This is a genomic window from Bradyrhizobium sp. Mp19 (assembly GCF_029952935.1).
Taxonomy (GTDB): domain Bacteria; phylum Pseudomonadota; class Alphaproteobacteria; order Rhizobiales; family Xanthobacteraceae; genus Bradyrhizobium; species Bradyrhizobium elkanii.
The window spans coordinates 1-14,278 of the sequence record NZ_JASAUT010000102.1; the positions used below are offsets into that span (position 1 = coordinate 1).

At 59.4% G+C, this 14,278-nt stretch carries 13 protein-coding genes and 2 pseudogenes; 7 read left to right on the forward strand and 8 right to left on the reverse strand.

Annotated features, from left to right (window positions below; genetic code table 11):
• Nucleotides 1-50: 50 nt before the first annotated feature.
• Together QJT82_RS43400 and QJT82_RS43405 are read right to left on the reverse strand one after the other, a co-directional pair.
• Nucleotides 51-419 carry a nucleotidyl transferase AbiEii/AbiGii toxin family protein gene (locus QJT82_RS43400; RefSeq protein WP_244436094.1) on the reverse strand — a complete coding sequence of 123 codons (369 nt, stop codon included), beginning with the start codon at nucleotides 417-419 and terminating at the stop codon, nucleotides 51-53.
• Between the two features lie 8 nt (nucleotides 420-427).
• A complete protein-coding gene (locus QJT82_RS43405) occupies nucleotides 428-1,249 on the reverse strand; it encodes a type IV toxin-antitoxin system AbiEi family antitoxin (RefSeq protein ID WP_028344355.1) in 822 nt (273 codons plus the stop codon).
• A 696-nt stretch (nucleotides 1,250-1,945) separates the two neighbouring features.
• Between QJT82_RS43405 and QJT82_RS43410 the strand changes: the two genes are divergently transcribed.
• The 3 genes from QJT82_RS43410 to QJT82_RS43420 are packed head-to-tail and all read left to right on the forward strand — an operon-like array spanning nucleotide 1,946 to nucleotide 5,633.
• On the forward strand, nucleotides 1,946-4,414 hold the full coding sequence (locus QJT82_RS43410) for an NEL-type E3 ubiquitin ligase domain-containing protein (protein ID WP_028344356.1): 2,469 nt from the start codon (nucleotides 1,946-1,948) through the stop codon (nucleotides 4,412-4,414).
• Nucleotides 4,411-5,355, forward strand: coding sequence for a hypothetical protein (locus tag QJT82_RS43415; protein ID WP_202948954.1), 945 nt, complete (start codon nucleotides 4,411-4,413; stop codon nucleotides 5,353-5,355). The genes QJT82_RS43410 and QJT82_RS43415 overlap by 4 nt, the downstream gene beginning before the upstream one ends.
• Nucleotides 5,356-5,375: 20 nt before the next feature.
• Nucleotides 5,376-5,633 carry a DUF1524 domain-containing protein gene (locus QJT82_RS43420; RefSeq protein ID WP_051448148.1) on the forward strand — a complete coding sequence of 86 codons (258 nt, stop codon included), beginning with the start codon at nucleotides 5,376-5,378 and terminating at the stop codon, nucleotides 5,631-5,633.
• 27 nt (nucleotides 5,634-5,660) lie between these two features.
• Here the strand turns inward: QJT82_RS43420 and QJT82_RS43425 are convergent, their stop codons facing one another.
• Genes QJT82_RS43425 through QJT82_RS43435 form a run of 3 tightly spaced genes read right to left on the reverse strand, consistent with a single transcriptional unit; the run spans nucleotide 5,661 to nucleotide 8,004 of the window.
• Nucleotides 5,661-6,572, reverse strand: a complete 912-nt coding sequence (locus QJT82_RS43425) for a nucleotidyl transferase AbiEii/AbiGii toxin family protein (protein WP_028344357.1) — start codon at nucleotides 6,570-6,572, stop codon at nucleotides 5,661-5,663.
• Entirely contained in the window at nucleotides 6,562-7,401 is an 840-nt protein-coding gene (locus tag QJT82_RS43430; protein WP_028344358.1) for a type IV toxin-antitoxin system AbiEi family antitoxin domain-containing protein, read from the reverse strand. The genes QJT82_RS43425 and QJT82_RS43430 overlap by 11 nt, the downstream gene beginning before the upstream one ends.
• A 54-nt stretch (nucleotides 7,402-7,455) precedes the next feature.
• The gene (locus QJT82_RS43435; protein ID WP_016840790.1) at nucleotides 7,456-8,004 is read right to left on the reverse strand and encodes a hypothetical protein; all 549 of its coding nucleotides are present in this window, start codon (nucleotides 8,002-8,004) and stop codon (nucleotides 7,456-7,458) included.
• A 362-nt stretch (nucleotides 8,005-8,366) separates the two neighbouring features.
• Here QJT82_RS43435 and QJT82_RS43440 point away from each other — a divergent pair, with 362 nt between their 5' ends.
• Together QJT82_RS43440 and QJT82_RS43445 are read left to right on the forward strand one after the other, a co-directional pair.
• Nucleotides 8,367-8,687 (forward strand): helix-turn-helix transcriptional regulator, encoded by a 321-nt coding sequence (locus tag QJT82_RS43440; RefSeq protein WP_016840789.1) that lies wholly within the window; start codon nucleotides 8,367-8,369, stop codon nucleotides 8,685-8,687.
• Complete coding sequence (locus QJT82_RS43445) at nucleotides 8,662-9,939, forward strand: HipA domain-containing protein (protein WP_051003393.1); 1,278 nt, start codon at nucleotides 8,662-8,664, stop codon at nucleotides 9,937-9,939. Before QJT82_RS43440 ends, QJT82_RS43445 begins: the two co-directional genes overlap by 26 nt.
• 829 nt (nucleotides 9,940-10,768) lie before the next feature.
• Here the strand turns inward: QJT82_RS43445 and QJT82_RS43450 are convergent.
• The gene (locus tag QJT82_RS43450) at nucleotides 10,769-11,056 is read right to left on the reverse strand and encodes a hypothetical protein (protein WP_125459405.1); all 288 of its coding nucleotides are present in this window, start codon (nucleotides 11,054-11,056) and stop codon (nucleotides 10,769-10,771) included.
• A 261-nt stretch (nucleotides 11,057-11,317) separates the two neighbouring features.
• Here QJT82_RS43450 and QJT82_RS43455 point away from each other — a divergent pair, with 261 nt between their 5' ends.
• Entirely contained in the window at nucleotides 11,318-12,157 is an 840-nt protein-coding gene (locus QJT82_RS43455) for an IS5 family transposase (RefSeq protein WP_281446706.1), read from the forward strand.
• Nucleotides 12,158-12,256: 99 nt separating this feature from the next.
• A pseudogene (locus QJT82_RS43460) lies at nucleotides 12,257-13,000 on the forward strand (IS5 family transposase); the annotation flags it as partial.
• A 31-nt stretch (nucleotides 13,001-13,031) separates the two neighbouring features.
• On the opposite strand, the gene QJT82_RS43465 reads toward QJT82_RS43460, so the two are convergent.
• Nucleotides 13,032-13,622: a UPF0149 family protein gene (locus tag QJT82_RS43465; RefSeq protein ID WP_035633732.1), complete on the reverse strand. Its 591-nt coding sequence runs from the start codon at nucleotides 13,620-13,622 to the stop codon at nucleotides 13,032-13,034.
• A gap of 29 nt (nucleotides 13,623-13,651) precedes the next feature.
• Nucleotides 13,652-13,915 (reverse strand): annotated as a pseudogene (locus tag QJT82_RS43470) (transposase domain-containing protein); the annotation flags it as partial.
• Nucleotides 13,916-14,278: the final 363 nt, after the last annotated feature.

The following is a 14,278-nucleotide window of genomic DNA, read 5'->3' on the forward strand; positions in this document are numbered from 1 at the left end:
CGTCAACTCGACAACTGGTCCGCCGCATCGCCAGATCGGCCAACGTCAAGTCATGAATTTTGAGTCAGACTCTGAGAGGCGTTTTCATCTTCGGGCTTGATAGTGAAAGTAAGCCGAGGCCCTATCTCTCCGAGGTCGTAATGCGCCCGCCCCATCCATGGCTCCAGGACAGCCCGGAGATGGTCCAGAATTGGGCCCACGGGGCCTTCCGTCGTGCGCGTGAGATCTATGTCTTCCGAGTACCGATAGGCGCTTGGGAAGTGCAGCTTGTTTAGAGCGGTGCCTCCGCGGAACCGCAGCTCTTTCTTCAGATAATCATCCTTGAAGATTTCAACGAGTGCCCTGGATATGATGAGGTCTTGCTCGACCTGTCGATCTTCGGGCCATGGAGCTTTTTGACTCCATGCAACGATGTTCATGGCTGGAATCATTGATCGAGCTCCGGACGGCGATGGACCAGCACGTTCCAGCGTGTGTCACGTTCCGGCGGCTTGCGGGTCTTGCTACTACGCTTGGAAGGATCGAGTTCGACCCAGGGCAGCAGTTTTTCGTTTTGCAGGTAGGCGTGAAGTGACTCGGCTGCCTGGCTGTGTTTGACGTAGTCGAGCAGGTATCCGAGGCGCTGGATAACGGACCGCTCAAAGGCGGGTGCCAATTTCTGGAGTTCGTGCGCCTTCATTTTAGCCCCGAGATCAGAAAGGACAGTGGCAATGCTGTCTATCGTTCCGGTCACATGCATATAGCGCAAAAGGTCGAGCCCAGTGAGTTCGGGCGACGATAGCTTGAAGCGGCCAGTATCGGTCTTGTGGTCAACGATCGCTCCCGAAAGAGCGCCTATTTCCTTTCGATAGAAGAAGGAAAGGATCGAGCGGCCGGCGCGGATTTTGGGCATCCGTTTGTCGGTTACGATTTGGAATTGCATGACCGCCTGGTGGGACGCGCCGTGTATCTCAGCCGCCTTGAGCAATCCGACATAATATGGGTGCCCCTCGTGTTCCATGAGATCGTCGATATACCACTGCGGCGGTGGAGCACCGCGCACCAGGTACTGTGGAGGGACGACGACGTAAAAGCCGTGCCGCGGATTAAGAAGCTGCCCTTTCTTCTGCAGGCGTTTGGCGGCGGCCAGGAAGCCCCGCGAAGTTACCTCCAGTTCGGCGATCGCTTCGTCCCGCGTAAACGAGATCCGTCCACCGGCGAGCAGATCCGTTAGATAGGAAGCGAGAGTTCGGCGGCTTCGAAGCATCATGTATAAATATACCCAGAACGTAGGTATTTTTCAACACAAAGCTATGTTATAAAATCCATAGAAAGTGGTGTTTTTCATACATGGGACTGTACCGATTCCGGTGCCTTACAGTCGTTCCTTCGCAGGACCAAGCCTGTCCCGGCCCAACAAAAATCTCCCGGAAGGCCTGTTATCCGCGTGCCCCGAGTTGGCGGCCACCGGGAGACCGCAATGAGCATTATAACTGGTGACTTCGTTACAGTGCGCGCTTAGATTGAGCAGGAAAATATTCGTAGTTTCGGAAACGATTTGGAATGCCGCTTTCGCTAAAGCCGTCCAGTGCTACCGAATGCAATTTTTCTGGATGGTCGATTAACAAGAAAAGCCGTGCCAAGCTGTTGAAGTTATCGCCTACCCGTATTTGCGACAGGAAGAAAACGCTCAGCGCGTGATCAATGCCTTGTAGCCGCGCCGACGGGCTTCAAAAGGCAAGCGCGGACGTTCTTGAGAGAGCCTCAGAAATCTGCTTCTCGAAGTTCCGACATGGTCCGGCATCGGCATGTTGAACTCCAGCGCGGGCAATCAAGCGCTAAGCGTCCCGCAGGACAGTTACGCTCATTCTGATTCCTCGTCAGCTTCTCGAAAGCCAAGCCTTGTAGCGAGAACGTGTTTATCCAGCTCCGGCATTAGCTAATCGTATCTGTCAAAGGAGATGGGATGGATCCGTTCAACAAGCTCAACCCATTCGAGGCCCCAGATGTCGATCGGGCGTACTATCATGGGCTGGAAGAGCAGCAGGCGGACGAAGCGGGGTTTCCGCAGCACCTGAACGAGTTGCATCCGCACGAGCGCCCGCCCTCCAGTTCAAATAGGCTCGGCGACGCGGACGTTGTGTCGAACAGAGATGCGGATCCTTTGGGAATGCCGCATGAGGGTCGCGTCGGACAGGGCACCTCGCGGTTGCCATCGGATCCGCCAGCCTTCTCTGGACAAGGGATCAATCAACATGTGCTTTTTACGGCCGCGGATCGCGGTGGCCAGTTGCCAGCCGGCAGTTTCAGTCTGCCGGATTATTGGCACGGCATGGATGCGGCTGCCGATTGGCCGACGCATAGTGTCGGTCAGGAGGAGCATTCGTGGGCGGAGGCCAGTGACGTGGCGCCGGAGTGGGCAACGACCCCAGCAAATCCTTGGCAGCAAAATCTCGGGGCAGCAATTCTCGGCCGACGGCCCCTGCGAGGTGATGGCAATACCTCAACAGGAGGCGGCCGGCTCACCCCGGCCGCAGCGCAGTGGACCGAAGCATTGCATGACACACGGGCCTCTGGCCCTGCAGGCGGTGCGGCGGACTTCGAAGGCTCCGTCCTCAGGGAATCGCGGCTCGACCAGATCTTGGACAAATGGGCCTGCGATGAGCGGCAGGCGGAAGGCGAGGATCGGCAAGAGGCGGTAAGACGAATAATAGCCTGGGGCGAAACTGGCGACGTCTATGCAGGGCTGGAGCTGCAATACTTAGGCCTGACGACATTGCCCGACACCCTTCCGCCCGGGCTCCAATCGCTCAACGTGAGCGACAACGAGCTTGTGCACTTGCCTGACACTCTCCCGTCTGGACTTCGGACGCTCGGCGCCAGCAACAACCGATTGACTCGCCTGCCCGACGCCCTCCCGACGGGACTCCAGTCACTCGTCATCGGCAGCAACCAACTGACCGGGCTGCCCGACACCCTCCCGGAGGGGCTTTCGACACTCGCCGTCAGCAGCAACCGGCTGACCAGCCTGCCCGACACCCTGCCGGTCGGGCTCCAGGACCTCGATGTCCGCGGCAACCTGCTGACCAGCCTGCCCGACGCCCTCCCGAGCGGACTTCAGTTGCTTGCCGTCGGCGGCAACCGGCTGACCAGCCTGCCTGATACCCTCCCGCCCGACCTCCAAGAGCTCGAAGCCGATGGCAACAGGCTGACCAGCCTGCCCGATGCTCTCCCCGCCGAGCTCCAGTTGCTCTTCGCCCGCGATAACCACCTGAATAGTCTGCCCGAGACACTCCCGCCCGAGCTCCAGAGACTCCACGTCAGCGGCAACAGGCTGACGAGCCTGGCCGAGACCCTCCCGGCCGAGCTCCAGGTGCTCGAGGCACGCGACAACCGGTTGATCGGCTTGCCGGAGACCCTGCTAACCCAGCTAGGTTCTGGGTGCATGGTTTATGTGGATGACAATCCGCTGCCCGAGCAGGTGCGGACGAATTTGGCGGGAGCTCTGAATGCCCCGAACTATGCTGGCCCGCGGGTCTTCTTCTCGATGGGCGGGGGAACGGCGGTGGATCAGGAACGGCCACTAGCCGAGGCGGTAGCGGACTGGTTGAAGGGCGAGCCGGAGGCGATCGCCGCCTGGCAGAACTTCGCCGACGAGGCGGGTGCCCCAGCATACGCGCTCTTCCTCGACAAGCTGCAGAAGACTGTGAATTATGATAATCCCGAGTTCAGACAGGCGGTGGCCGAGGACCTGCGGCAGGCAGCGACCAGGCCGCCATTGCGCCAGCAGTTTTTTCAGCTGGCTTTCGGGGCGAGCGAGACCTGCCAGGATCGCATCACCCTGACCTGGAACGGCATGCAGACCGCACGTCTGAAGGCTGATGTCGAGGATGGGGCCTATGACGATCGGCTCGGTGAACTCATCCAGCAGGCGCGGGTCCTGTTCCGCCTGAACGCGCTCGATCCGATCGCCCGTCAGAAGGTCAACTCGCTCCGGTTCGTCGACGAGATCGAGGTCTATCTCGCCTATCAGGTCAAGCTACGTGATCGGCTGGACCTGCAGCTCATCGCGCCGGACATGCGGTTCTATGAAGTCTCCTACGTCACTGAGCACGATCTCACCGCAGCCGAGACGCAGGTGCGCAATCAAGAGGAGGCGGGGTTCGCCGACTATCTGGCAACTCACTGGCAACCTTGGGAGACGGTGGTGAGCCGGATCGCCCCCGAAGCCCATGCACAGATGCAGGTCCGGCTCAGGGAGGCGATGGACGAGGAGTTTCCGAGCCGCCTTGAGCAACGGCTCGCAGATCATCACCTAACCGGAGACAGCGAGGCCGAGGTGCAGTTCGGAGCCCAGATCCGCGAGGAGATCGCCCGCGAAATTAAGGGCGCGCTGATGCGCCAGGTGCTTGGGGACCGCGGGCTTGAACTGTGAGCGGCCATCCGATTGCGAGGGGCGTCGATCTTGTTTCCACCCGCCTCTCGCTACGTCATGTTGTTTTCGGATGCCGTCGCACCGACGGCGCGGCTCCCGAGAGAGACCAGTGTGGTTTCACACACCTTAAGGACGAGTGGAAGAAGATCACGGGGCCATTGGAGCGCAACAAGGAAAAGCCGCTGCGCTTCCTGCGCTATTTCATCATGGCGAATTACAAGGTGAAGAACGAGCGCCGGGACGGTGTGGTGCGCGAAGACGAGATTTACGACTGGCTGATCGACAAAGACAATGCCGAGCTGTGCGGCTACCGCAGCGATTCGTTCGGCTTCGTCCGTAAGATCATTCGCAGCGTCGAGCGCTACATTGGCGTCACCGAAGGCCGTGGTAATGACGGCGCGTCCAGCACCGCCATGGACACGCTTCAGCAGCTTTGCGGCGCGGCATTCAGCTTGCACTATGTGCTGCTGGCAGCCGCGAACTTTCCCAAAGCGCTGTTCGATCACTTCGTGCGGCAGCTTGAAAGTTTCCTATTCTATTACATCTTCACCAAGACTCCGACAAAGGATCTGGAGCGCAATTTCTCGATATGGGCGGACGAACTGCGCGAGATCGCGGAAATCGCCGATGCGAAGGCGCAAAAAGCCAAGCTCAACGGGTTCGTGGCAGAACGGCTACAAAAGAACATGGTCGGCAAGGATGCCGAGCTGGGCGATACGCTCAAACGATACACACTTGGTTCGATGCAGCAGTACCGCACGCGCTATTTGCTGGCCAAGCTGGCGCAGCATGTTGAAATTGCCTTCAAGGGCATGAGGGGGCCCGGCGGCCTTGGCGAATTCACCGCGCTCGAGATCGAGCACATTCTGCCCGACACGCCGGAGGCCGATCTCCGCCAGTCCTTCACCGCCGCCAATCCCGGCAAGCGCTACACAAAGTAAAGCTTGGGAACGTGACGCTCTTGGAAAAGCCGATCAACATCGTGGCGAGCAACGGATTCTTCGAGAAGAAGAAGCCCGAATACGCGAAGTCGGGTAATTATCTCACGCGCAGCATCGTGGCCTTGAGCCCGGTCGGGAGGAATTCGTCGATCACGCGCATCAACGAAAAGTTGCAAGCCTTTGAGAACTGTTCGGCGAACGATATCGAACAACGGCGGGACATGCTGATCGCGCTTGGCAAAGACGTATGGCGCACGTCGCCGATCGACGTCAGCTAAAAAGCGTCAGGGGCGGCTGCGAGCCGCCTAGACGCCGAGCGCTTTCTTCAGTGCGGCCGTCAGCACCGCGCGCTTTTCTTTGGGCAGCTTGTCGAGATTGAGCTGGCGCCATTTGACGGCCGGAAGATCGGGCACCCCGGGCAGCCCCAGCAGATCCCACTCCGGCGCGCCTTGTTCGAAGCTGACCAGAAATTTCCGGTGCGCGTCCGGCATGTCGGCCACGATCGCCTTGATCATCTCCTCACGCGTTGCTTCCAGTTCGGTAAGCGGGACGGGCTCTTCTGTCATCCCGACGAAACCGTGTTCATAATCCTCCTTCATAGCTCGGCGCGGCGGATCGAGGACTTCCGCCATCGGCCTATGGTGGCTGAGCATGTACACGACGAAGGCCTTTCGCAGATCGTCGGTGATGCCCTCGTTGGCGAGCAAATCACGCAGGTCGAAAAAGTCGCGCGGATGCTGGCGGTCCAGCGCGGCGACCAGCTTTCCAGCATAGAGGTCCGCGTGCGAGACAACCTGGATCTCGGCGAAGCCGAATTCGTCCTCGACGGTATCGGTCACGGATTGCTTTTTCGCGGGATAGACGCAGCCGCGAAGGACCGGCGTCACCTCGATTTTGACGGTTGCGGCGCCGAGCTGGACGAATAGCTTGTTGACGCGCCCTTCGGTCAAGCCCTCTGTGACTTGGCACCCGCCGATTTGTGCCTTGATGCGGCCGGCGATGCGCGTGAGCGCGGTCTCGATCTCCTTGAGCGATTGGTCGCGCGGCTGCACCGGCAGATAGGTGAGGTCGATATCGACCGACAGGCGGGGCAGGTCGCGAACGAAGAGATTGATCGCGGTCCCGCCCTTGAGCGCAAAGCAGTCTTCCTGCGCGACCACGGGGACGACGCGGATCAGCAGGGTAGCCTGTCTGCGGTATTGGTCGCTAAACGGCATCGAGCCCTTTCGGCACGGTGATTTGATAGGTCCGGTCGAGCACGCCGCCTTTGACCAGCATGCGCTTGCCGCTTCCGAGATCGACGTGATCCTTATTTATCTTGTTTTTCCAGGCATGCGAATGGCGATCGGCAAAGAAGAAGAGCAGCCGCTTGGCTTTCACGCTTTGGCAGGCTTGTAGCAATGTCTGCATGCGCCTGGGGCTTAGGGTCGAAAGGCTCTCGACCAGTTTGTCCACGGTCTCGAAGCTCTCGTGATCGGGAAGCTCGTCGAGTACTTCGAGCAGCGCCCGCTCCGGCGATGAAACCACCAGCGGCCAGCGCCATTGCCCCCATGACTGGATGACGAAGCCCTTTTCGGCCGCTTCCTTCTCGGCCGCGGCGTTGGCGCGGTCGAGATCGCCTTTGGGCGGCAGGCCCGCTTCCGGCGAGAAGAGCTTAGCGCTGTTGTGGAAGACGAAACGGATGGAGAGGGGAAGCTTCGAGAGCCAACCGGGCGGCGCGGAAGGTCCGTAGAGATGAACCTGCTGCGTGGCGCGAGGCAGGTAATGCTCGTAGCCTTGAAGCGCGAGCGCTGTTCGGCCGCCGACGGCCAGCGGCGTGCGGTAAAGAAGCGTCTGAAGGGATATGACGGCCTGCTCCCAGCTTAGGGCGCCGCGCGGCTTTCGGTACACGCGGCCGGCCGGTCGTTCGAGGTAGCCGGCCGCGACATACTTGCTGACGAGGCTGGTGGTGTAGCCGTGCTTGCTCAGCCAGGCAGCGTCAACGAGCAGCCCCTCCGGAAGATCCCGGCGGAGCTGGTTTAGTTTTCCTGGCAATTGCGTCGTCATGCTACGCAAAATGGCATACCTTCAAACCAAGAGCTAGTTTAAGTTTCGCTCGATTTAAGTAGCCGTAGTACGTAAAATTGACATCTTGTAAACCGATCGCCGGCCCGCCCGCTGGAGACAGAAAATTAGGCTACGGTCTAAGGCCGCGCGCCTTCGCCACACAGGGCGGCGACCTTCGAGCGCACACAGCGCTTCGCCGCAGAACTTCAGGCCCGCCTGGGACCGCAAGCGCGGCATCGCGAACACGAGACCGAGCTGCACGTTGTAGCGGTTCCATTGCTGGCCGCCGGGATGCAAGATGCCGTCTAGAATACGCGCGTCATCGATGCGTCCGGCCGCCGCGAGATATTCGAGCGCGCGCACCGCATTCGGCCCGAACGGCACAAGCCAAGCCTTGGGCAGCACGGCGAGTTCATCCGCTAGGGTCTCCTCGATCACGCGGCTGGCTCCGGCATAGTTACCGAACCTCTTCAGGACCGGATAGCGCAGGACGGACGTGTAATGCGCGCGGTGCGCGGCGGATCCGAAGAGATCAAGCGTGGACGTAAGTCCGAAAAGCCGATGCAAGCCGAAGTGGTCCATCAACCACGCGTCGAGGCGCATGCCCCCCTTGAACGAGGCCGCATTCTTGGCGCGCTGCGCCGCCTCATCGAGCGAGGCGCGCCGGTAAGCGCCATGCGGAAGCTGAGTAGGGCTTCCAGAGCCGGCTGCTTGCCGGGCGTGACGCCGATGATGACGATGTCGGCCTTGTCGTTGAGCCCATGGAGTCCATGCGCACGCGGTAGTTCGCCCCGCGCTGGTCGAGATTGCCTTAGGCATTGGGGAACCGCCCCTGGCCAGTAAGATACGTTCGCGGATCATTTTATTAGCCAATGATACCTAAACGGATCTATGGGCCTTGGCAGAAGCGATAAGCAATGATATGTTCACGCATCATTTAGAAGAAAAAGATACGTAAACGGATCATGGAGCGGAACTCAGAAGCAACCCAACAGCTAGGACGCCTCCTCCGGGATGCAAGAAAGCAAGCGGGCCTGACTCAAGAGCAGGTGGCCGAACGCGCGGGCATTTCCCGGCCGCGTTACCGCGATATCGAGCAGGGCAACGCCGCCGCGCGGGCGACAACGCTGATTAACGTCGCGCGCGCTCTCGGCATGGAGCTAATGCTGATCCCACAGGCCATGGTAGCCGGCGTCAACGCACTCCTTCGGCCCTCCGAAGGCGAGGATCGACCAGCGTTCACCACCGATATGGATGATGATGAGCACCCGGGTCCGCGCCCCTAATACCGTTCAGTCGCTGGAGGTGTTCCTTCAAGACCTCAGGGTCGGAACGCTCGTGCGTACGCCAGGCGATTTCAACGCCTTCAGCCTTGATCCGGCCTATCGCGCCATGTCGCGGCCCCCGATATTGAGCCTCTCGTTCCGCTCCGCCGATGGTGGGCTTCGCAAGGATCCGAAGCCCGCGGCACACGTGCTGCCCGCGTTCTTCGCGAATCTGTTGCCCGAGGACAAGCTTCGCGAGGCGATGGAAAAGCACCACGCCGGAGCAGTGAGGCAAGGAAACGATTTCGACCTCCTGGCGGCGCTTGGCGAAGATCTGCCAGGTGCAGTGCGCGTGGTGCCAAGCGACGGCAGCACCGTGATAGCCATTCAAGATAATCCTCGTGACATCAAAGCGCGGTTTTCCTTGGCGGGAGTTCAGATGAAGCTCTCCGTGATGAAAAATACGGGAAAGGGTGTCGGACTGACTTTGCCCAGCGGCGACGAGCAAGGTCAGTACATCGCAAAATTCCCCTCGGCCAATCTTGTCGGATTGTCGGAAAACGAGTTCGCCGTTCTGGCGCTGTCCGAAATCCTGGGAATGGATGTGCCGGAACGCGAGCTTGTCGAAAAATCCGATTTCGAAGGAATTCCCGAAGAATTCAACACATTGTCGACCGGCAAGGTCTTGCTAGTGAAGCGTTTCGACCGTGGACCCAAAGGTACCCGAATTCACATCGAAGATTTCGCTCAGATCTTTGGCCGCCAGCCATCCAAAAAGTACGATGACGCATCATACCACGACATAGCCTCCGCGCTGAACGTAGCGGTTTCGACCGACGCCGCGCTCGAATTCGTTCGTCGACTGGCACTTGCCGCGCTCGTGGGCAACGGCGACATGCACTTGAAGAATTGGTCGACAATATACCCAGGTGAGGGGTGCACTCCGGCCATCGCCCCCGTGTACGACGTCCTATCGACCACCGCTTATTTTCCGAAGGACGATATGGCACTCTCTTTGGGAGGAGAGAAATCCTTCAAAGCGCTTACTCCGGACCGCTGGCGAAAGTTCGCCAACCGCGCGCGGCTACCCGAACCGGCGGTCATCTCGGCTGTCGTGGAGGTCGTATCGTCGGTGAACGACCATTGGTGGCAGCTCCCCGAACGGGATGTCGTGCCGGCCGCTGTTCTCAGTAAGATCGATGCCAAGATCGAGGAGATGAGCCCGGTTCTGGATCCCGGCTACGTTCCGAAGTCGTCCCTGGCTACCCCCTGAGCTTTTGCCGCGGTGATCGGAGGTCCGCTCCTGCCAGAACTTCATGAGCTGGAGATTACGATGTGGATGTCATCGAGGTGGTCGGTCACACCGACGAGCAGCCGCTCGGTCCGCGCCAGTCCAATCTCGATTGAAATCTGGCTTCCGTCCTAAGGAGTTCAACAAATGTGGCTAGCCTCGTTCCAGCAGTAATGCCGGGTTGGGATTGGCTCGTGCGGTGTCAGTTGTGAGCGTGCTGAGGCAAAGTCCGCTTGTACAAGCTAATTCTTCACGGCCTGCCTAAATCGGTCATGATCCTCCTGTGTTTGGACGTTTCCCGTTCGGGACCCGGGCGAACCCGCACCGCTTATCCGATTGGCCTACCACAGCGTCTCCTATCTGTTTTGAGAACAAAGTCTCCTGCATACCCGCCGCGAAGTAGCCTAGCTTCTGGCCGATTCAGTCGCAGGCGGCATCGAGACCAGGAGGCTAGGCTCGAATGCTAGGGCGGTTGGCTTTCGAGAAGCTGACGAGCTCGAGGGGAAAAGTGCCCCGTCGGGGCAGTTGCGCCGGCACGCGAACAACGGTTGCGGGACAAGCATGTTCCACGAATGTTGAAGCGATTGCGATTTCGTCACCGATTGCCAACGCGCAAAAGGCCTTCTTGACCGCTAGCCCAGCTCATTCCATTTCAAACGCATTTAATCGTTGCGGTCTCCGGCCATAATCGGCATCAGGAGCCGCATCTTCAGACAATCGCCAAAAAGCTTTTCGATCCGCTTGAATCGTTCGTCGGCCAATTTCTTTGTCTCTTCCAAACTCGCTTCGGCTTTGCTCGGATAAATTACGTCTACTGGGCCGGGGCATCCGAAATGCTCGCATGAGGATCGGCACAGAGGTTAGCTATCGCGGGCGTATTTGTTGTGGAACAGAATGTATTTTTTTCGGAGCTCTTGAAGATTGCTGATTTTTCTTTTGCAACGCGACTGAAATCAGCTTTGATCGCGCCGCTACCCCGCTCCTGGTCGGTCAATTTCTCCGCGACAATCAAATGAACTTCTCGGAGATGGCCGCAAATGTAAACGTCTGCATTCTCCGCGCTTAGCTGAAAATCCAGTGCATGATGTATCGCTGTCATCTTTGCGTCGAAAGTTCTGAAAGCCATTCGGTTGACCAAACCGGGGCTTTAAAGCGCGGACTGCGAGGGTTTCGCGTATACGTTCATTGGAACCTCTTGCTAGCGGACAGAGCTCGGCCATCTCAGCTCGGGTGCTGGCGCGCCACGTTTCCGCTTTTCAGGCCGCCATGAACATCCTCTTAGAGGCTGACCGAAAATTAAAGTTGGGTGATTTCAGCAGGTTGTGATTCTTCGAGGTGTTCGAAGCCATCGGAGAAGCAGATGACCTGGACTGAAATCACCCGCTGTCAGCATGACAGACGAGGGCTGCGCTATGCAAGCGATTGTACGGATGCGGAATGGGCTTTGATCGAGCTATTGATGCCAGGGCGGAGCAAGGTGGGTCGACAGCGCAAGACCTGCATGCGATCGGTATGGGATGCGATCCAGTACATTGCGACGACGGGATGCCAATGGGCGCTTTTGCCGAAGGATTTTCCTCCCTTCACGACGGTCCAGTACTATTTTTATGGCCTGCGCGACAGCGGGGTGTTGGACTTGATCAATGACGCCTTGGTTGAAATCGCGCGCAGGCTTGCTGGACGGGAGCCGCAACCAACGGCGGCGATCATCGACAGTCAATCGGTCAAGACGACCGAGAGCGGTGGGCCGCGCGGCTTTGATGCGGGCAAGAAGATCAAAGGTCGCAAGCGTCATATCGTCACCGACACACAAGGAAATTTGCTGAGCGCCATCGTGCACCCGGCCAATGTTCAGGATCGGGACGGTGCGCCGACCGTCGTCACTTTGGCGTGTGCGAGCTACCCGACTATTGCGCACTTGTTTGCTGACGGCGGCTACGCCGGCGAAAAGCTTGAGAACGCGCTCCGGAGACTCGACGGGCCCACTATTCAAATTGTCAAACGCCCGGATGAGGCAAAAGGCTTCGTTGTTGTTGCCCGACGCTGGGTCGTCGAACGAACGTTGGCATGGCTTAACCGCTGCCGACGTCTTGCCAAGGATTGGGAGGCCTCCGTCACCTCGGCTGAAGCATGGCTCCTTATTGCGTCAACTCGACAACTGGTCCGCCGCATCGCCAGATCGGCCAACGTCAAGTCATGAATTTTGAGTCAGACTCTAAGAGGCTGACCGAAAATTAAAGTTGGGTGATTTCAGCAGGTTGTGATTCTTCGAAGGTGTTCGAAGCCATCGGAGAAGCAGATGACCTGGACTGAAATCACCCGCTGTCAGCATGACAGACGAGGGCTGCGCTATGCAAGCGATTGTACGGATGCGGAATGGGCCTTGATCGAGCTGTTGATGCCAGGGCGGAGCAAGGTGGGTCGACCGCGCAAGACCTGCATGCGATCGGTATGGGATGCGATCCAGTACATTGCGACGACGGGATGCCAATGGGCGCTTTTGCCGAAGGATTTTCCTCCCTTTACGACGGTCCAGTACTATTTTTATGGCCTGCGCGACAGCGGGGTGTTGGACTTGATCAATGACGCCTTGGTTGAAATCGCGCGCAGGCTTGCTGGACGGGAGCCGCAACCAACGGCAGCGATCATCGACAGTCAATCGGTCAAGACGACCGAGAGCGGAGGGCCGCGCGGCTTTGATGCGGGCAAGAAGATCAAAGGTCGCAAGCGCCACATCGTCACCGATACACAAGGAAATTTGCTGAGCGCCATCGTGCACCCGGCCAATGTTCAGGATCGGGACGGTGCGCCGACCGCCGTCTCTTTGGCGTGTGCGAGCTACCCGACTATCGCGCACTTGTTTGCTGACGGCGGCTACGCCGGCGAAAAGCTTGAAAACGCGCTCCGGAGACTCGACGGGCCCACGATTGAAATCGTCAAACGCCCGGATGAGGCAAAAGGCTTCGTTGTTGTTGCCCGACGCTGGGTCGTCGAACGAACGTTGGCATGGCTTAACCGCTGCCGACGTCTCGCCAAAGATTGGTAACCGGTATGAGCTCCCACGTCTGCGGTGATCAGTTGGCGCGTGGATAGCGGATCGGCATCCAGTATTGGCGCATCGCCTCGACGACTGCTGGGATGTCGAGGTGCGCAGTACGGAGAAAGTCCCCAGTCTCTCGGCCGCCTCGTGGCGGTCCGAGCATCGGCCGGCCCTGATCGTCGCAACAGTGTAGCAGGATAGGCAGAAGCAGGCCGTGATCGATCTTGCTGGTGTCCAGCAATGGCGCCCACGCCGACAGCTTGAGCCGCATCGCGGCATAGAAACCTTGGCACCAGGGACGCGGATCGACGTCGCCATTGGGTTTGCGCCTGTGTAGCGGCGCGAACCGGTCGGGCGCGGTCGAAAGGGTGTTGCTGATGTCGTTGTGGCGCATCGCGACGGCGGAAATTGCGGCGAACTCCGGGGTGCCGCCGTGGTTGAAAGCATCGGCATCGATGGCGAGCAGCGGGCAGATCCAGTCGAGCGGGCTCATCGACACTGGTCCGGCCACAATCGCGGCGACGTAACCGTCGAGCATGGGGAGATTGGTGGCGGCAGGATGCTGATCGACGCGAGCCTGGAGCCATCGCTCGAGGTCCGCAAGCGGCATCGCGGCGGCGGCCATCGACGACGAAGCTTTATGGCGACGTGGGCTCACGCGGCGGCCTGCGCAGTGCGCTGGCGGGCCGCCTTCCAGTTCCAGGCGAGCAGCTCGTGCAGCTGATGGTTCTTGGTTCGCCCGGAGGCGATGCGCTCCAGCACGTCGGTCAGGTAGGCCTGCGGATCAAGATCGTGGAGCTTTGCTGTGTTCACGATCGACGCCAGGATCGCCCAGCTCTCGGCGCCACCTTCGCTGCCGCTGAACAATGAGTTGCGTCTTCCCATGGCAATCGGGCGCATGGAACGCTCGACCGTATTGCTGTGTGTGCCTTGACAAGGCGCACTGTTCTCCCTGGTGGAAATCCAGGCCGGCCAACTCTCGCTCCAGCCGGAAGTACTCGGGGCGGGTCAGGAGGCGACGAATGGCCTGAAGCACTCTGAGAAACGGCCCCTTTTGGGGGTCATCGGTCCGCGCGGGCCGCAACTTGCGAGTGAACACCGAGCAGGCTCCGAAAGCGTCATCGTGGGAGCCGACCCGCCACAGTAACGGGGAAGGCCGGCGTCCTGGGGGAAGCGAGTGAGAAAAGCACCCCAGGATCCCACCGGGGTAGTGGTGGCAGCACGCGCGGGACATGGACAGTGGGCAACAAGGGAAGTCTGCCGTCGAGGAAGGATGCAAAT